Genomic DNA, 19,648 nt, shown 5'->3' on the forward strand with positions numbered 1-19,648 from the left:
TCATATTAATCATAAATATGTTTTTTATGTTTTCCTGTAACTGCCTGTTCCTCAATATTGTGGTCAGCTGTTGCATTTACCTTCTGATGAACTTTCTTTTTCTTTAATGGATGTTTTGGATTCTTATCCATAACAATCGCTTCCTTTCCATTTTATTTAATATAATTGATAAATTTTTATTAAAAAACTTCAGCTATTACCCTTCAATAGCAATATACTTGTTATTTTCAACAGCTTTCTTTTCTTTCTTAGGAACTGAAAGTCTTAAAATACCATCTTCATATCTGGCCTTAATATCAGCCTGAGTTACTTCATCACCAACATAGAAGCTTCTGCTCATAGCACCGGCATAACGTTCCTTACGGATATACTTGCCTTCTTTATTCTTCTCTTCCTTATCAAGACCCTTAGAAGCACTTATTGTAAGATAACCATTATCAAGCTGTGCATTGATTTCATCTTTCTTAAATCCAGGTAAATCAATATCTACTTCATAGCCTGAATCTGTTTCTCTTACATCAGTCTTCATAACATTGCCTGCATGTTTACCATAAAGTTCTTTGTCAACTTCAGGAAATGAAAAATTCATCCAATCATCATTAAATAAGTTTTCTCCAAAAATACTAGGCATTAACATAAGTCATCTCTCCTTTTTAATATCAAACCTACATATCTGTTTAACACTAGCAGCTATGCCTGCATTGGTTTCCCAATGTATTACACCAAGTTTTTTCAGAACCGGATAGAAAACTCATAGATTCTTTCAATCATTACCTAATCTCTTTTTGTTCTCTTCCTTTGTTCTTGACTATGTTATATACCTTTTTATTAGCAATGTCAAGAGGCGAGTGCTAATTTTTTATTAAAAAAATATAAACCCAGTATTTATGCGGATTTGAACGCTGCTGAGTTTATACATTTTTAATTTTTTTATAATTTATAACATGATTAATCACAACTGCTACAGCTGATACAGCAACCCTGCAAAGCAGAATAATCAAAAATTCAACTGAAAACGGATTATTTATTTTTTCACCCAATAAAGTCGTTGTCACAATGCTGAGCATTGAACCCGCTATGCCCGCCGCAAGATACTCCGCATATGGTGCGTCACATGCCCCAAAATAAAGGCTTACAATATCTCCCGGAAGAAAACCTACTATTCTTGTTATGAAACATGCAAAAAAATTATTTTTCTGCTGATATACCGCAACCTGTGCCGCTTTTGGATACTTTTCACAAATACTTTTAACTGTCTGCTTACCTGCATATTTGCCAATCAGATATGGTATTGTTATAGTAACAGCAAGTCCTGCCGTACTTACTAACAATGCACTAAATGGCGAAAACATCATGCCACATGCAAAATATAGTACAGAAAGCGGCAGAACCACCGTAAGACTTTTTAACGCAAAAAATGTAAGCATAACAACTATTGCAAGCAGTGTATTATCCGGCGTGTATTCAATAATTGTATCTACCGTCAACGGATGCCCGGATTTTTTAACAATAACCGTAAGCATTATTCCTATTATACAAATTGCAATAACAGGAATTATTTTTCTTAACTTTTTCATCTTATATCATCTATCTCATCAACGATATCTTTAATTTCACCAACAAAATTTTTGCTTATCTTATGTATGCGATATAACATTATACTATCAATAACACCACTTATAACAAAAATCACCCCAGCCATAAGAGCAGCTGATTTTACAGTATCCGGTGAAAAAAACATCATAATTATACCTGCAATGACAACTACACACGATAATACTACATAAATTCCCGCATTAAATCCAAATGCCTTCTGCATATAAACTGCCGTCTCCAGACATATGATTCCACTTATTATAATATAAATACTGAATATATACGAAAACAGAATTGATGTTATTCCTGAATGTGTAATAATAAAAATTCCCAATATACACTTTAATATTCCTTCAAACAACACACCTCTTATATACAATTCACTCCATATGTTCATATAATATATAAGGTCTATAAGTCCGTTTGCAAAAATAACAGCACCAGCAACAATCGCTGTGACTTCCATTGCTCCCTGTGGTCTTGCTATAAATAAAATTCCGATTATCAAAGTCATAATAGCATTAATCCACATATCAATTTTAATTTTCTTTAATATCTTCATAACTACCGCCGCCTTTCTTTTATTTGTCTTTATTTTAACAAAAATAAAAGCATAAAAAAACAGGCAAATGGTGATAAAATGTCTGTTTTTATAACATCATATCTTCGTTTGCCCGTTTTGTGCCAGCCACGTGGCTTTTAACATCATGTGATTTATAACAGTTTTAAAAATTCCTCATAAAATTCGCGTTCTTTTTGCTTTGCCGCACGTGCTTCATCTGAAATATCTGCTGATAAAGACAATGGATTTTCAAGAGCATACAGTGCACTTTCAACCGCACTTCTTGCAGATTCCACAGTCGAGCCGAGCACATCTGTATCATAAATTCCTTTATTCCACTGCATGAATCTTTGTATATCCAACTGCGTAATATGAGTCATCATACCGTTTTCTTTTTGTCCGGGATTGTTTACACCAACCTTTTGTGCCGCCTTTATCCACGCATCTTTTACGCTCTGTGGTGCATTTGGTCCGAAATTCTTAAAAAATGCCTCATGTGTTACCCGTAACTTTTCTTCTTTTACATCACCGTTAAGAAAATTCTCCCAGAATTTCAGCGAGCCTGCAAATGCTAAATTTATGTCATTGTCAAAGCGATTCAAAAACCCCATAACTTTGTCGTAGTCACCTGCATTTTTGTACTTGATTCTCCATGAGCCAATCTCTACACCGTCGCAATATTCCTTGCTTATTATGCCGTCAGGACCAAATGCCGTAATTGTGTATCTTTGTTTTTTATCTTCATCTTCGCTTACAGACACACATTCTTTAACATTTGCATTCTTACTGATATTTTCTTCAAGCATACGCAAAATATCAGCCGCACTTATTGATTCACCCGTTGCTTCTTTTTTAAGAACACTGCCTGAAGATGCCAATGCTGCTGCCCAATCACGTTTTTCATTAACCGCATCGTTTAGCGTCGCATACTGTAAATCATTTCCACTTGCCGATAATACCTGTTTTAAGGCATGCCAGCTTCCCCATTTGTTATCGATACCTGTGCCGTTACTGTCGGCATATTGACAAAATGCAAACATTTCAACTGCTGACGCATTTCTTACATCGACTTCCGAAAGATTGACATCGACAGTTTCACATTTGCCCTCTCCCACGGCAATTTTAACCCTTACTATTACATCTTCCGAATCGTCACTTATTATCTGCCCTGCTGACATTCCAAGTCCGACACCTCCAACGAATAAAAATCCCACTCCGAGATTTTTCATCTTAACATCCTGTGCCGGCTCATCTTCAGCCTTTTTAATATCCGCTGATGCATACGATACCTGCCTGTAATACAGTTCTCTCGAATCAACCGTTTCTTTTTTTGATTCTGAATGTTCCTGCATTTTGTTTTTTAGTTCCGAAGCAAAATCATACTCCGTTTTCTCTTCCTTATGCAAATCCTGTCCATATTCATTCAAAAAACCGTTTGCATATCTTGTGCTGACCTCCATATAATTCCTTTCCGTGGCCGCTCCGTCATTCACAGCCACCCTGTTCTCCAAATAGGTCCGAACAGTAAATAAATAAAAAAGGATAGCACTCCATTTCACATCAATCCGTTGAAATAAAGTACCATCCTTGTGTTTAATATATCGACAGCAATTTTAAAATTATTAACCAATTATATTACAAATTACAAAACTCACTCTTTTTCCCCACCTAAAAACGCCTTATAAGCCGGAGACATTCCACGAAGTCTTTCAACTATCCGCTTCAGTTCCCCAACTACTGTATCTATCTCTTCCTTTGTATTCTCATATGACAAAGTGAGGCGGAGTGATTCATGTGCCATCTCATCGCTTAAACCTATTGCACGAAGAACATGCGACGGGTCTATTGCACCGGATGTACACGCTGAACCGCTCGATGCACAGATTCCTGCCTGGTCAAGCATTATAAGTACTGACTCACCCTCAACAAATCGAAAACAGAAATTAATATTGTTAGGAAGCCTGTCTTCTCTGTGTCCGTTTAATACAGTATATGGAATTTCCGCAGATATTCTGTCAATAAAATAATCTCTTAATTCTTTTTCTTTTTCAGCACGTTTTGCCATATTTTCCATGGCAAGCTTTGCCGCTGTTCCAAGCCCTGCAATTCCCGGTACATTATAAGTTCCGGCACGTCTGCCACGCTCCTGCGAACCGCCATGTATGAATGAACGGATTTTCACTCCTTTTCTTATATACATTATCCCGACACCCTTAGGACCATTAAACTTGTGTCCGCTTGCAGACAGCAAATCAATATTCATCTCGTCAACATTAATTGGTATATGTCCATATGCCTGAACTGCATCTGTATGGAAAAGTATTCCTTTTTCATGTGCTATTTTACCAATTTCTGCAACCGGCTGTATTGTTCCTATTTCGTTATTTGCTGTCATTACTGAAATAAGAATTGTATCTTCTCTTATTGATTTTTTAAGTTCATCCAATCTTACTTTGCCATCTGAATCAACATTCAGATATGTTATATCAAATCCATGTCTTTCAAGATATTCACATGTATGAAGCACTGCATGATGCTCAATTTTTGTTGTAATAATATGTTTCCCTTTATCAGAAAATGATTCTGCTACAGCCTTAATCGCCCAATTATCAGATTCACTTCCACCGCTTGTGAAATATATTTCCATATCAGAAGCACCTATCAGCTTTGCCGCATAATTTCTCGCTTCTTCAATCGCAATCCTGCCTTTCGTTGCAAAGCTGTATGCAGCCGAAGGATTGCAGTAAATTTCCGAAAAATACGGCATCATTGACTCTAAAACTTTTTTGTTTACTTTTGTTGTTGCGGCATTATCAAGATAAATCATTCTCATTCACTCCCAAAAGACCCAAAACTTATATCTGAAAATTTCATTTATTATCATACTCATCAAGGAAATTATGCTTTACACCGTTCTGCTTATAAGCAATAACTGTGTCAATATTAACATTTTCAACGCTTCTGAAAATATTACTCTCAACATGAGGATTAACCTGCTTCAATGTTTTTATCAGTTCCTTGATTTCAACCCGCTTTGACTGGTTTTCTTCATTATTACATGTTGTACATGTATCCGTAAATTTGCAGGCACACTGGATAAAATTAAGTCCATTATAATCACGCCATGCTTTTATATCATCTTCTCTCACAAGATAGAGTGGTCGGATAAGCTCCATTCCCTCAAAATTCGTGCTGTGAAGTTTAGGCATCATTGTCTGTACCTGTGCACCGTAAAGCATTCCCATAAGTATCGTCTCTATAACATCATCATAATGATGCCCAAGTGCAATCTTATTACATCCGAGTTCTTTAGCATACGCATAAAGATGTCCTCTTCTCATTCTCGCACACAGATAACAAGGTGATTTTTCAATATTGTATACAGACTCAAAAATATCAGATTCAAATACGGTAATCGGTATATTAAGAATCCTTGCATTTTCCTCTATTACCTGCCTGTTTCTCGGACTGTAGCCCGGATCCATAACAAGGAATTTCACATCGAAATCAAACTTGTCATGAAGCTTTAATTCCTGAAAACATTTTGCCATAAGCATTGAATCTTTTCCGCCTGAAATACAAACCGCTATTTTATCACCCGGTTTCACAAGCTCATATGTATTTACGGCCTTTGTGAACTTTGACCATATTTCTTTTCTGAATTTTTTACGGAGACTCTTTTCTACTTCAAAAGCCTTCTCATTTTCATCAGTCATGCTCATTTTATCAAGAAGCCATGCCCCAAATCCACCTTCAAGACTTTGTGCATCGTAACCCTCCGACTGTAAAAGTCTAGCTGTCTCCTCGCTTTTCTCGCCTCTTGCACAACATATAATGAGTTTTTTAGAATAATCTATATTTTTATTATCAAGTACATTTTCAGGTGCCACGATTACTGCTCCCGGAATTTCGCCGTGTGCAATCTCAGCAGCACTTCTTATATCTATAATCTGATAATCATCTTTTAAGAGTTTTTTCATTCTTTTTACTGATATACTCATACTCTGCACTCCGTTATTTACATTGATAAAATATCAGACAGATTATTGTAAATTGCACCTGCAACAGATGAATCATTCATTGAATATACATGGACGTTTTTCACTCCGTTTGCATATAAATCAAGTATCTGTTGTGTCGCATATATAATTCCTGCCTGCTTCATTGATGCTTTGTCTTCTTTAAATCTGTCTACAATTTTAATAAACTGCTGTGGCATCTTACAGCCTGAAAGTTTTATTACATTTTCAATCTGTGATTCTCTTGTAATAGGCATTATTCCCGGAATTACCGGCACATCAATTCCTGCTTTACGCACATTTTCAACAAAATCATAATAAACGCTGTTATCAAAAAACATCTGTGTTGTAAGAAATTCACATCCGGCATCAACCTTCTTTTTAAGATTAATTATATCTTCCTGTCTGTTTGCTGAATCAGGGTGTACTTCAGGATAACATGCACCACCTACAGAAAAACCACCAAACTCTTTTATTGTTGATACAAGTTCAGATGCATATTTGTATTCTTTAAAAGGTTCTCCATCAAACCACTTAGGCTTATCACCACGAAGTGCAAGTACATTTTCTATTCCTGCATCTCTCATATCAGAAAGTGATTTTATAATTGAATCTTTTGATGCTCCAACGCATGTAAGATGTGCAATTGTTGCAACACCATATTTTTCCTGAATTCCTTTTGCTATTGCAAGCGTATTTGTGCTTGTACTTCCACCGGCACCATATGTAACACTTATATATGCCGGCTTTATTGCTGCCACTCCAAAAGCAGCTTCTTTAACTTTTTCAAAATCTGAATCCGTCTTAGGCGGAAATACTTCAAATGACAGTGTCAATTTGTCTTTTCCCACAATACTGCTAATTTTCACTTATCTTTTCTCCTCGTCTTTAAGTGTCTCATTCATACTTCCACATCTGTATCCCAAAAGGTCCAGTGTAACATATGTAAAACCATACTTTTTAAATTCCTGCACAATTTTAAATCTGTTTTCTTCTTTCATAAGTTTATCAAATTCAGCCGGTTCAATTTCAATTCTTGCCATCATACCATGAATTCTTACTCTTACCTGATGAAATCCCATATCAAGAAGAAACTGCTCTGCTTTGTCTACCATTCCCAGTTTCTCTTCATTAATAGTCTCTCCATATACAAATCTTGAAGAAAGACAGGCAAATGACTGTTTGTTCCATGTAGGAAGTCCCAGCATTTTTGACAATGCTCTTATATCGTCCTTTGTCATTTTGCTCTCTCTTAATGGGCTCTTTATGCCAAGCTCGGCAACTGCTTTAAGTCCTGGCCTGTAATCCCCATTATCGTCCATATTGGAGCCTTCTGCAATACATGCAATTCCATTTTCATCAGCAATTTTTTTGATTTCTTCAAAAAGTTCATGTTTACAAAGATAACATCTGTTTTTCGGATTCTGGGCAAATCCTTCTATTTTTAATTCCTCAGAATCACATATAAAATGTCTTATTCCCTCTTTTTTGCAGAAATCCACTGCCTCATTGAGTTCTCTTTTAGGAAATGAACATGAACGTGCTGTGACAGCTATGGCGTTATCACCGAGCACATCATGTGCTGCCTTTAACAAAAACGTAGAATCAACTCCACTTGAAAATGCCACTGCAACAGAGCCTAATTCTTTAATATACTGCTTCAGCTTTTCATATTTAATCTGCTGGTTTTCTGTAATATCTGCCATAAATTCTCCTTGCTTTATTCGTCACGTCTTTTATAATCACATAAATCTTTAACAACTTCACCTGCTATTATAAGTCCAACAACAGACGGAACAAATGCTGTACTGCCCGGAATAACTCTTCTCTCCGTGCATTTATGCTGTGCACCAGGTGGACATATGCAGTTTGTACGACAGCTTATCGCCATATCTTCAAGAGGTCTTATCGGCTTTTCTTCTGAATATACAACTTTCAGCTTCTTAATTCCACGTTTCTTTAACTCTCTTCGCATAACTTTTGCAAGAGGGCATACCTTTGTCTTATATATATCAGCCACCTGAAACATGCTTGGTTCAAGTTTATTTCCTGCTCCCATGCTGCTTATAATCGGAATATTCATCTCGTTGGCTTTCATTACAAGCTCAATTTTTGCTGTAACAGTATCAACTGCATCAACTATATAGTCATACTCATCAAATGGAAATTCATCTGCATTTTCAGGCAGAAAAAAACATTTGTGAATTCTCACATCCGCCTTAGGATTAATTTCAAGGATTCTGTCACGCATAACTTCTGTTTTATACTGCCCGACTGTTTTTCTTGTCGCAATTATCTGTCTATTAAGGTTTGTAAGACAAACCTTATCATCATCTATCAGGTCAAATGCACCGACACCACTTCTCACCAGTGCCTCGCATACATATCCGCCGACTCCGCCGACTCCGAACACCGCAACTCTTGAAGCTGCAAGTTTATCCATTGCTTCCTTACCAAGCAGAAGCTCTGTTCTTGAAAATTGTGTAAGCATAGATTCTATCCTCTTTCATAATATAAGCGGATGCTTCAGGCATCCGCTTATCACTTTATTTCCTAGCATTTCAATAGTTTTATTTATTAATTATTTTCCGTCAGTTTTGCTGAAAAATCTGCTAACATAAGAGGTTTTGAAAAATAGAACCCCTGTATGTCATCACAGTTAAGATTTTCAAGAAAATCAAGCTGTTCTTTATATTCTACCCCTTCTGCTGTTATCTTCATTCCAAGACTCTGGACAAGCTGTACAATAAATTTAAGAAGCTTCTCACCATTTTCATTGCCAACATAATCAACAAGGCTTTTATCAAGCTTAATTGTATCAAATGGCATCTGGTTAAGAGATGCAAGTGATGAATATCCACTTCCAAAATCATCCAGAAGAATATCGAAACCTGCATCATGGAATTTCTGTATAAGTTCAACAATCACAGTATTTTCAATTATTGCACTCTCTGTAATCTCTATCTGTACATACTTATGATCCACATCATAATAGTTAATTATCCTCTCATATTTTTCTACAACATTTGAATAGTAGAGGCTGAATCTGGAAATGTTTACAGATTCAGGAAGTATCTGAATCCCTTCTTCCTGCCATTCTTTCTGCTGTCTGCACACTTCACGGAATACATATTCATCAAGTCTTATTATATTACCATTTTTTTCAAACAAAGGAATAAACCGTCCGGGTGAAATAAGTGAACCATCGTCCGCACGCCATCTGATAAGTGCCTCTGAGCCAACTATTTTACCTGTATGTGAGTTAAATTTAGGCTGATACCACACTTCAAATTTCTTATCTGCAAGTGCTTTCTCAAAACCATTCTCCAGCTTTTTATTCTCAACTATTGTATCATAATCAATCTCATCATAAAAAGCATAATGACGGTCACGTCTGTTCTTTACAAGTGCTTTAGCTCTCAATGCCTCACCATAACGTTTATCTGCATCATCAAGCTTTTCTACAGCACGTATTCCTATTACAGGATACAATCTAGGCACGCTCAACTGCTCTGATATGCCTTCAATCTCATTTATCAGCTTTTCGATACGGTAAGTAACTGTCTTTTTGCTTCTTTCAATCCAGAATATTACAAACCTGTCAGCATTAACTCTGGCTGCCTGCTCATTATCATTGCAATTAGCCATTATGACATCCCATATAGCCTTTAATACTTCATCACCACGGGCGTTGCCGCATACATTATTGACGAGCTTAAACTCACTTATATCAAGTGCAATTACATATCCTTCTGTATTTTCATACTTCTTTGCTTTTTCCTTGAAATTTGAGAAATTATCTCCACCTGTAATACTATCTTTATATGCAAGCCTGAATAATTCCTGTCTTCTTCTTACATTGTAATATAAGAATATAATATTAGCCATAACAAGGATACATATAAGGATAACTGTAAGAAACTGTATATCTCTCATTATAGGATGCATTCTTTCATCAAGAACACTCTTTGGTTCAATAGAGAAAATATACCAGTTCATATCAGCAGACTCAATCTCGAGTGGTTTATAGCAATAAAAATACTTATCGTTATCCTCATTAACACCTATACCAACCCTGCTAATCTTCTCCCGCATATCATTTTCAACTTTTTCCTGTATGGCATCGTCATATTGTGCCGCATCACCTGTATATATGAAAATATTATCATATTCTTTCTGCATCCCGTCACCATATGATGATATTACATCACCATCGCCGGCAACAATATATGTATATCCTTCACCCTGAAATGAATCTGAAAATATCACTTCGTGAAATTTTTCTGTAAGATATGTAGCAAACAACACGCCCTTAATCTCACCTTTATTATCATATACAGGAACGCTGAGAATATTTATCATATCTTCTGTATAATCACCTATAGTCTCCTGAAGCGATTCTGTAATAAATGATTCACCTTTAAGACCAACCTGATAGAATTCCCTGAATGACAAATCTTTTTCAAATCCATCTGTCGTCTTCGCAATACCATTAAGGTCAACAAATCCCATTCTTCTAAAATTATACACTTCAACGAAACTCTGCATATCGCGAATCTCTGCAATCTCATCACCTGTTGATGATAATTCATTGGCAAAACTTTGCAATACACCAAATTTTGCATCAATCTCTTTTTCAATCAAAGCTGCATTCTCTTCAGCTTCCTCACTGAGACTCGAAATAATTTCGCGTTCAAGATTTGTCTTTATATTATTAAATACAACTGATACCGTCACAATAAAAGCCAACGATATCAAAAGCAGCAAAATTGTAATAAAAAAACCGTTTTTCTTCTGTTTCATAAAATAAAATCCCCTGATTACATCATTAGCTAATACATCTTTGTTGCATATAATTATAACACCTAAATATATTAGCTGTAAATGTAACAGGGAAATATAAGCTCACCAATAGTACTTATTTACCATCTTTAAACATTTCATTTAATGTACGCCATCCAAGCACAGCACATTTTACTCTTGCCGGCATATGCGAAATATCCTTTAATACTGATGCTTCCTCAAGCTGGTCAATTTCATCATCTGATGCTTCACCCTTTATCATTCTCAAAAAAATATCAGCAAGCTGTAAAGCTTCTTCTTTTGTTTTTCCAACAATCAGATCAAGCATCATATCAGCTGAAGCCTGTGATATAGCACAGCCGTCACCCTGAAATGAACCATCTTTGATAACTCCGTCCTCAAATTTAAGATTGAGAAAAATGTCATCACCACAGCTTGGATTAACACCCTCAAGAATCATATTGGCATCATCAAGTGCATGCTTATGACCAGGATGAAGATTGTGGTCTGTCAGTACCTCATTATAGAATGTCTTATTCTCCATAACCCATCTGTCTCCTTATCTGTGAAAGACTATCCACAAATGTATCTATTTCTTCACATGTATTGTAAAATGCAAGACTCACTCTTGTAGATGAAGAAATACCAAGATATGCAAGAAGCGGCTGTGCACAGTGGTGTCCGGCACGCACTCCTATATTATCTGCATCAAGTATAGATGCTACATCATGCGGATGTACTCCGTCAAGTGTAAATGATAATATTCCGTGATGTGATGATGCATCAGGCGAGCCTATAATATGCACACCATTTACGGCTGTCATTTTTTCAAAAGCATACTTTGTAAGATAATCTTCTCTTTCCTGTATAACATCAAATCCGGTTTTGTTGATATATCTTATCGCCTCTGCCAGTGCAACCGCACCTGACGCATTAACTGTTCCCGCTTCAAACTTGTGAGGAACCTCCGCATATACCGCACTTTCTCTTGTAACGGATTCAATCATTTCACCACCATAAAGAAATGGTGGCATCTGCTCAAGAAGTGATTTCCTTCCATATAATACGCCAATTCCCATAGGTGCAAACATTTTATGTCCCGAAAATGAAAGGAAGTCCACTCCAAGTTCCTGGACATTAACAGGAATATGCGGAACACTCTGTGCTCCATCAGCAACAAAAACAATTCCTCTGTCATGGCAATATGAAGCATATTTCTTTATATCATTCTTACTTCCAAGTACATTGGAAATCTGTGTCATTGCAACTATTTTCGTCTTATCTGTTATAGCATTTTCAAAAGCTTCATCTGTTATAACGCCGTCTTTTGAACATTCAATAAATTTAAGAACCGCACCTGTTCTTCTTGCGGCCTGCTGCCATGGTAAAAGATTGCTGTGATGTTCCATGATGCTTACAACAATCTCATCGTCTTCTTTTAACATTATCTGTGAAAGGCAGTATGCGGCAAGATTAAGTCCTTCAGTTGCATTTCTTGTAAATATGATTTCTGATGAATCTGCTGCACCGATAAAATCTGCAACTGTCTTTCTTGCATCTTCATACTCTTTTGTTGCTTTCTCAGCAAGTGCGTAAAGACCTCGAAGCGGATTTGCATTTGACTTTTCATAGAAATCACGCTCTGCCTGTATTACACATTCAGGCTTTTGTGAAGTTGCAGCATTATCAAGATATACAACATCAGCAGAATTAAAAAGCGGAAAATCTTTTCTTATTTCAATCCCCTGTTGTCTGAACTGCTCTTTATTCATTCTCCTGCTCGCCTCCATTTTCAAGTAACTGTTCACCTTCAAGGTAATCACTCATCATATTTTTAGTATCCTCATCCGGTATAAGATTACATACCGCCTTAATTCTTGCCTTTGACATTTCTTCATATACCTGTTCACGGCTGAGACCTCTTGCCTGCATATAAAGCATTATCTGCTCATCAAGCTCACCTATTGTTGCACCATGGTTACCTTCAACATCTTCCTCAGCACATAAAATAATAGGAATTGTCTGGTTTACAACATTATCATCAAGCAAGAGCACATCCTCTTTTTCGTTACCTACAGCACCGGCTGCCCCTTTCTTAAAATCAATTGTACCTCTGAACAGCTTAAATGCACCGTTTTTCAATACACCGGCTGCATTTATTTCACTCTCTGTAACTTTTCCTTCATGAACGGCTTCATAGTTCATATCAAGTCTGCCGTCATTGTTTACCATATAACCGATATCAGTCTTTAATGAACTTCCTTTTCCTTTAAGAACAACACGGCACCCCATATAATTTTTATCGCCGTCAAGTATAACCTGTACTATGTTAAGTCGTGCATTATCATCAAGAACCGCCCCGATATCATTAAGGCATGAATAATCTGAAGAATGTCTTAACAGCTGGACAAGATTAACTTTTGAGCCGCTTCCGGCCTGTATTCTTGTCTGAACACCAAACATTTTATTTTTTTCTTCATCATGCAGACTGTCTGAAAGATAATCCATCACAACAGTTATTGTGCTGTCCTTATCCGTATCAATAACAAGCTTGTTAATTGTTCCCGCATCAGCAGGCACTTTTACTATAGCCGGTTTTGACGATGTAATTCCCGGTTTTGTCTTTAAAACAAAGCTGTTTACGCCTGAATCACTTATAAGTTCATCAATATCTCTTCCCATGCCGCTTGTTTCTTTGTCAATGCCGGAAAGTGCAATACTATCCACAAGTTCTCTTTCACATGTAACTTCGTCAGGAGTTGTCACAACCATGCTTCCGCACTCAAATTCCGGCACATCTTTGACAACGCTTTCATTCATTCCCAGCCAGTTAAATGTTTTTGCTGACAATTCATTTATCTTAATATCCATATTACTCTCCATTTCTGCATCATTAACCTATGCTGCCCTTCATTTCAAGGCGGATAAGATTATTCATTTCAACTGCATATTCAAGAGGAAGTTCTTTTGATACATTATCGGCAAAACCACTTACAATCATTGCTCTTGCCTCTTCCTCGGAAATACCTCTCGACATAAGATAGAATACAGCCTCATCGCTGATTCTTCCAATTCTTGCTTCATGTCCGACATCAGCATCCTTTGTTCTTATATCCATTGCCGGAATTGTATCTGAGCGGGAAATATCATCAAGCATAAGTGACTGGCATGATACTGCAGACTTGCTTTGCTTTGCCTGTGGTTTTACAACAACAGAGCTTCTGAATGTACTTATGCCGCCATCTTTTGAAATTGACTTTGTATTGACATATGATGTCGTCTTAGGTGCATTATGGACAACTTTTGTACCTGTATCAAGATTCTGTCCTTTTCCAGCAAATGTTATTCCTGTAAATTCTGCTCTCGCACCTTCTCCGTTTAATACACTCATAGGATAAAGGTATGAAACATGTGAGCCAAATGAACCTGATACCCACTCAATAGTACCGCCTTCTTCTACTAATGCACGCTTTGTATTAAGGTTATACATATTCTTTGACCAGTTCTCTATAGTTGAATATCTGAGTTTCGCATTCTTACCAACAAATAATTCAACGCAACCGGCATGAAGATTGGCAACATTATATTTTGGTGCTGAACATCCTTCAATAAAGTGAAGATATGCACCCTCATCTACAATAATAAGCGTATGTTCAAACTGTCCTGCCCCTGGTGCATTAAGTCTGAAATATGACTGTAACGGAATCTCAACTGAAACTCCGGGTGGTACATATACAAATGAACCGCCTGACCATACAGCTCCGTGAAGTGCGGCAAATTTATGGTCTCTAGGTGTTACAAGTTTCATAAAATGCTTTTTAACCATATCTGCATACTCACCTGTCAATGCACTTTCCATATCTGTGTATACAACCCCCTGTGCTGCAACTTCTTCACGGACATTGTGATATACAAGTTCTGAGTCATACTGTGCACCAACCCCGGCAAGTGATTTTCTTTCTGCCTGAGGAATACCAAGTTTTTCAAATGTATCCTTAATATCTTCCGGAACATCAGACCACTTTGCACTCATTTTAGTATTTGGACGGACATAAGTTACAATATCGTCCATATTGAGTCCCTCAATTGACGGACCCCAGTCAGGAACTTTCATCTCATTGTAAATCTGAAGTGACTCAAGTCTGAAATTCTGCATCCACACAGGGTCATGTTTCTCAGATGAAATCTTTTCTACAATCGCTGGTGTAAGTCCTTCTTTTACTCTGTATACATCTTTTTCTTCATTTCGGAAGTCATACATACTTCTGTCTACATCATTGACGTTCGTCTTTTCTCTCATGGGTAATTACTCTCCCTTCACAAATCTGTCAAATCCGTTATTGTTAATCTCTTCTACAAGCTCTGCTCCGCCTGTTGTAACAATCTTACCATCCACAAGAACATGTGTGTAATCAACGTGGAGTGATTCAAGAATCTTAGTATTATGTGTGATAATAAGAAGAGAACCCTCCTTGTCCTTCTGATATTCACAGACCCCCTTAGATACTGTACGCACCGCATCTACATCAAGGCCAGAATCTGTCTCGTCAAGAATAGCAAGAGACGGCTTTAACATAAGAAGCTGTAAAATCTCTGCCTTCTTTTTCTCACCACCTGAAAATCCTACATTAAGGTCTCTTTCCGCATATGACTCATCCATATCAAGAACTTCCATTGCCTTTTTTAATTCTTTCTTGAATTCCCAGAGACGGATTCTCTTACCATTTCTCTGCTCCAATGCACTTCTTATAAAATTGCTGAGTGAAATTCCCGGTATTTCGATAGGATTCTGGAATGATAAGAATATTCCGTCTTTTGCTCTTACATTAACCTCTTCATCAACTATATTCTTTCCGTTAAATATAATCTCGCCGCCTGTAACGCTGTACTTAGGATTACCCATTATAGTGTATCCGAGTGTAGATTTACCTGCACCGTTAGGTCCCATAAGCACATGAGTCTCCCCTTTACCAATATTCAAATTTATACCACGAAGAATCTGCTGTTCTTCAACATTTACTGACAAGTCTTTTACTTCCAACAAATTATTGCTCATCATTTTTCATCCTTTCACAATCTTGTTATTTTCAGAATTCCGATTGGCTTACTAGGAATTCTTGAAACATTATATTATGATTCTTTGCCAAATTCAATACTTAAATTCAAAATTTTTTATAAAACTGCGATTAGTGCACCCCAGCGGAAATATTGCCGTGTCATCGCTGACATCTTCCTACCGTTGCAACAGCGTAACCTTACACCGCCGTAACAAAAAAGACTCCGAAACACACAAATGTGATGTCTCAGAGCCTTTAACCAACAGATATTATTATATTGGCACAGCATTATTTTGATATAACATGTTTTTTCTTATGAAAAATCTTATAAATCCAAAAAATCAAACCGCCGATGATAACCGTAAAAGCTGCATAGAACTTTATCCACGACGCAACGTCGGTTTTTATAATTCCATTTCTATAGTCAGTTCCTTTATAATAAAGCGTCACTGAATTGCTTTTTTCAGGTGCATACGAAGCATTGTAAGAATATGTTCTTCCATCCGGTGCTTTCCATGTAACAAACTGCTGTTTTCCGTCATATTCAATCTCAACTGCCGTCGCACCGGATATTTTTCTAATTTCCGTAATATGAAGATAAATAATTCCTGCAAGTCCAATAATCATAAATGTAAGAATTATAAATGGAAGTATTGCATCAGAAAATTTTGCCTTTTCTTCCTCATATTCATCGAATCTGCCTTCTCCGATTCCGCTTCCCTCAAAATCGGAATTATTTCTTTCCATCCTGTCACGCAAAAAAACATTATTCATAAAATCCCTCCTGTCCGTTTAATTTTTTCGTAATGTACATTGCACTATACTTTCTTACCCATAGATTTTCTTTATCTCGTCATACTTTGACGATGTAATAAGTGCGTCATAATCTTTTCCGTTAAACTTGACAATATATGTCCAGCGTCCATATGGTTCTATTCTGCTTACGTAATCCATATTAATTATAAAAGATTTATGACTTCTTATGAACTTACTGTCAGTCAGCTTTTCCTCAATATCGCCAAGCCCCATTGACGTATTATATTCATCCCGGATTGTATGTATTATTGTAGATTTGCCCTGTCTTTCAACCATTACAACCTCATCTATATCTATAAAATTCGTACTCTCCCTGCCACGTATCATCATTTTTCTGCCTGGCGAGGATTTTACCTTACCGGTGTTGTCACTACTGGTTACATTTTCCCCAGAAGCGGCAATCCTTCTTAATGTACGTTCAACACGCTGTATATCAAAAGGTTTTACTATATAATCATAAGCATATATATCAAAAGCATTTGACATATATTCACTGTGTGCCGTCACAAATATAATTTTTAAATCAGGATTAATATTGCTTAGAATTCTTGCACACTCAACACCATTTACCCTGTCGCTTGCATTTTCATCTGCTTCATTTTCTTTTATCTCAATATCCATAAATATAATGTCCGGCTGACATTCAGAATACATCTTTATAGCATCATGAAAACCTGCACATTCTGCAACAACCTGAAATGATTCATTTTTTGAAACAATCTTTACAAGAAGTTTTCTTATACCCTCTTCATCTTCAACTATCATAACTTTCATAAAAGTTTTCCCGCCTCTCTTACACTTCTTTCACAGTAAGTCTTGAATCTTTTATACTAAAAATAACTATTTTAGCACCCTTCTGGATAAACTGTCCTGAAGAATTAACATCAAATTCGACACCCTCGAAATTACCTTTTCCGGCAGGTCTTAAATCTGTAACTGCCACGCCTTCTTTTCCAAGAAGGTATCTGAGGTCATCTTCCCCCAGATATCCGGCATTACTGTCTATCGCATTATCAAGAACTATCGGCGATTTTACTTTTGCCTTGAATATAAGAAAATACATAATCACAAATATAACAAGAAGAATACATAAAATTACGATAACAATTATAATTCCCTGCATAACATTCTTTGCTGTGAGAAGCACACCTGCCACCAGACATATTGCAGCTGATATTCCCGGTACTCCGAATCCCGGAATATACATCTCGACAGATGCAAGAATAATTCCGGCAATAATTAATATAATTCCAATAACTTCCATTGTGTTCATAATAATCCATCTCCTTTTTTAACAAATTCTATTTCAAAAAATGTTTCTTTATCTGATGAGTCGACTTTTATTTTTGCATTATATTTTTTTAATATATTCATTACAATTGCAAGCCCCTCACCGTGTCCCGGTTCTTTCTTTGTTGAATATCCTGACTTAAATATAATTTTCTTATCATCAGCTGTAAGAACCGGACCATTATTTCCTATTCTTATAATATACGAATCAATTGACTCACTGATTTCTATATATACCTTTCGGCTTTCATACTCACTCTGCAACGAAGCAGCTATAGAATTATCAATTATGTTAGACATCACTTTGCACAATTCCCAGCCCTCAACTCCTATATTTTCAAGGTTGGACTTAACTTCAACATACATGTCAATGTTCTGTTTTTCAGCCGTCTGCATCTTTGCCATAAGAAGTGCATTGACAGCAGGAATCTTTGTCTTTAATGCCTTACCGACTTTCATCATATCCGTAAAAATCGGTTTCAGATAATCGAGTGCCTCATCATACTCTTCAAGTTCGAGAAGTCCATATATAACCTGCATCTGATTTATGTAATCATGTCTCTGGCTTCTCATGCGTGCATTAAGCTGCTCTAGATTATTAACTGTCTCTAACGCTGCCCTGTACTTTTCCATATTTTTAAGAAGAGCTTTTACAAGGAAAATTACAACTGTAACAGCAATTAGTATAAATATAATAATAACAGCTATAAACTGTTTCTCCACTTACTTTCTCCGTTTCATGATATTAATTATTTCTTTTGCATTATTAATATACAACACATCTGTCAAATATTGAACTCTTATTTTTTCAAATTGACATTCTGCGTATTTAACTGTCAAAACAAGGGCATAAAAAAACACATCTGCCATTTTTCACATGACAGATGTGTAATAAATATTTAAATAACTATTTATTGTGCAAATTCTTTTATATATTCTTCAAGAATATCTGCTGTACGCTCTATTCCGAGCTTTGCACTGTTTACGCAGACATCATAATTTCTTGAATCGCCCCACTTATCTTCGCAATATCTGTTATGATAAGTCTTTCTTTTCTTATTCTGCATATTTATAAGTGATTCAGCTTCTGACCTTGAAATATCATTATGCTTTGAAACTCTTGTAATCTTGCTCTCTTTGTCAGCCAGTACAAATATAGAGACAAGTGCCGGATGATTTTTTAACACTGTCTCCGCACATCTGCCGACAATTACAAAAGACTCACCTTTGTTTGCAAGTTCTCTTATATAATCAAACTGCATCTGTGCAAGCACTTCCGAAAGTGAATTACTGTAGCCCCTTACACTTCTTGAAAGGAATATATTCTTTGGCTTTTCATCATATTTTTCCAAAGTATCAACATCAAGATTTTTACTGTTTGCAATTTCAGTTAAAAGATTGTTGTCATAAATCGGAATATTAAATTTTTTTGCAAGAATATCCGCAATCTCATGTCCGCCGCTTCCAAATTCACGGCTTACCGCTATAATCAGCTGTTTTCCCAT

General features: G+C 36.4%; 21 protein-coding genes. All 21 read right to left on the reverse strand.

The window, feature by feature from the left end; translation table 11 throughout:
• Window positions 1-5: 5 nt before the first annotated feature.
• On the reverse strand, window positions 6-131 hold the full coding sequence (locus H8S01_RS14205) for a hypothetical protein (protein WP_021866252.1): 126 nt from the start codon (window positions 129-131) through the stop codon (window positions 6-8).
• Between the two features lie 65 nt (window positions 132-196).
• The gene (locus H8S01_RS03130) at window positions 197-637 is read right to left on the reverse strand and encodes an Hsp20/alpha crystallin family protein (RefSeq protein ID WP_021866253.1); all 441 of its coding nucleotides are present in this window, start codon (window positions 635-637) and stop codon (window positions 197-199) included.
• 274 nt (window positions 638-911) lie between these two features.
• The gene (locus H8S01_RS03135; protein ID WP_186836151.1) at window positions 912-1,577 is read right to left on the reverse strand and encodes a TVP38/TMEM64 family protein; all 666 of its coding nucleotides are present in this window, start codon (window positions 1,575-1,577) and stop codon (window positions 912-914) included.
• Window positions 1,574-2,158 (reverse strand): DUF308 domain-containing protein, encoded by a 585-nt coding sequence (locus H8S01_RS03140; protein WP_186836152.1) that lies wholly within the window; start codon window positions 2,156-2,158, stop codon window positions 1,574-1,576. The genes H8S01_RS03135 and H8S01_RS03140 overlap by 4 nt, the downstream gene beginning before the upstream one ends.
• A gap of 152 nt (window positions 2,159-2,310) precedes the next feature.
• Window positions 2,311-3,651, reverse strand: coding sequence for a hypothetical protein (locus H8S01_RS03145; RefSeq protein ID WP_186836153.1), 1,341 nt, complete (start codon window positions 3,649-3,651; stop codon window positions 2,311-2,313).
• Window positions 3,652-3,809: 158 nt separating this feature from the next.
• Window positions 3,810-4,991: a cysteine desulfurase NifS gene (gene nifS / locus H8S01_RS03150; protein ID WP_186836154.1), complete on the reverse strand. Its 1,182-nt coding sequence runs from the start codon at window positions 4,989-4,991 to the stop codon at window positions 3,810-3,812.
• A 37-nt stretch (window positions 4,992-5,028) separates the two neighbouring features.
• Complete coding sequence (locus H8S01_RS03155) at window positions 5,029-6,159, reverse strand: ATP-binding protein (RefSeq protein WP_186836155.1); 1,131 nt, start codon at window positions 6,157-6,159, stop codon at window positions 5,029-5,031.
• A 17-nt stretch (window positions 6,160-6,176) separates the two neighbouring features.
• Entirely contained in the window at window positions 6,177-7,046 is an 870-nt protein-coding gene (gene metF, locus H8S01_RS03160; RefSeq protein WP_021865391.1) for a methylenetetrahydrofolate reductase [NAD(P)H], read from the reverse strand.
• The gene (larE, locus tag H8S01_RS03165; RefSeq protein WP_186836156.1) at window positions 7,047-7,883 is read right to left on the reverse strand and encodes an ATP-dependent sacrificial sulfur transferase LarE; all 837 of its coding nucleotides are present in this window, start codon (window positions 7,881-7,883) and stop codon (window positions 7,047-7,049) included.
• A gap of 14 nt (window positions 7,884-7,897) precedes the next feature.
• Complete coding sequence (locus H8S01_RS03170; protein ID WP_186836157.1) at window positions 7,898-8,668, reverse strand: tRNA threonylcarbamoyladenosine dehydratase; 771 nt, start codon at window positions 8,666-8,668, stop codon at window positions 7,898-7,900.
• 86 nt (window positions 8,669-8,754) lie between these two features.
• Window positions 8,755-10,980, reverse strand: a complete 2,226-nt coding sequence (locus H8S01_RS03175) for an EAL domain-containing protein (RefSeq protein WP_186836158.1) — start codon at window positions 10,978-10,980, stop codon at window positions 8,755-8,757.
• Window positions 10,981-11,095: 115 nt separating this feature from the next.
• Window positions 11,096-11,524: a Fe-S cluster assembly sulfur transfer protein SufU gene (sufU, locus tag H8S01_RS03180; protein WP_021865395.1), complete on the reverse strand. Its 429-nt coding sequence runs from the start codon at window positions 11,522-11,524 to the stop codon at window positions 11,096-11,098.
• The gene (locus H8S01_RS03185; RefSeq protein WP_186836159.1) at window positions 11,514-12,752 is read right to left on the reverse strand and encodes an aminotransferase class V-fold PLP-dependent enzyme; all 1,239 of its coding nucleotides are present in this window, start codon (window positions 12,750-12,752) and stop codon (window positions 11,514-11,516) included. Before H8S01_RS03185 ends, sufU begins: the two co-directional genes overlap by 11 nt.
• Complete coding sequence (locus tag H8S01_RS03190) at window positions 12,745-13,851, reverse strand: SufB/SufD family protein (protein WP_186836160.1); 1,107 nt, start codon at window positions 13,849-13,851, stop codon at window positions 12,745-12,747. Before H8S01_RS03190 ends, H8S01_RS03185 begins: the two co-directional genes overlap by 8 nt.
• Window positions 13,852-13,873: 22 nt before the next feature.
• Window positions 13,874-15,280 carry a Fe-S cluster assembly protein SufB gene (gene sufB, locus H8S01_RS03195; protein WP_186836161.1) on the reverse strand — a complete coding sequence of 469 codons (1,407 nt, stop codon included), beginning with the start codon at window positions 15,278-15,280 and terminating at the stop codon, window positions 13,874-13,876.
• 6 nt (window positions 15,281-15,286) lie between these two features.
• A complete protein-coding gene (gene sufC / locus H8S01_RS03200; protein WP_021865399.1) occupies window positions 15,287-16,039 on the reverse strand; it encodes a Fe-S cluster assembly ATPase SufC in 753 nt (250 codons plus the stop codon).
• A 286-nt stretch (window positions 16,040-16,325) separates the two neighbouring features.
• On the reverse strand, window positions 16,326-16,811 hold the full coding sequence (locus H8S01_RS03205) for a hypothetical protein (protein ID WP_186836162.1): 486 nt from the start codon (window positions 16,809-16,811) through the stop codon (window positions 16,326-16,328).
• Between the two features lie 54 nt (window positions 16,812-16,865).
• Entirely contained in the window at window positions 16,866-17,627 is a 762-nt protein-coding gene (locus H8S01_RS03210; protein ID WP_186836163.1) for a LytR/AlgR family response regulator transcription factor, read from the reverse strand.
• A gap of 19 nt (window positions 17,628-17,646) precedes the next feature.
• Window positions 17,647-18,126: an NfeD family protein gene (locus H8S01_RS03215; protein ID WP_186836164.1), complete on the reverse strand. Its 480-nt coding sequence runs from the start codon at window positions 18,124-18,126 to the stop codon at window positions 17,647-17,649.
• Window positions 18,123-18,866: a sensor histidine kinase gene (locus H8S01_RS03220; protein ID WP_021865403.1), complete on the reverse strand. Its 744-nt coding sequence runs from the start codon at window positions 18,864-18,866 to the stop codon at window positions 18,123-18,125. The genes H8S01_RS03215 and H8S01_RS03220 overlap by 4 nt, the downstream gene beginning before the upstream one ends.
• 188 nt (window positions 18,867-19,054) lie before the next feature.
• Window positions 19,055-19,648: an AAA family ATPase gene (locus tag H8S01_RS03225; RefSeq protein WP_021865404.1), complete on the reverse strand. Its 594-nt coding sequence runs from the start codon at window positions 19,646-19,648 to the stop codon at window positions 19,055-19,057.

It is taken from the genome of Lachnospira hominis (ex Liu et al. 2021) (genome assembly GCF_014287955.1).
Classification (GTDB): Bacteria; Bacillota; Clostridia; order Lachnospirales; family Lachnospiraceae; genus Lachnospira; species Lachnospira hominis.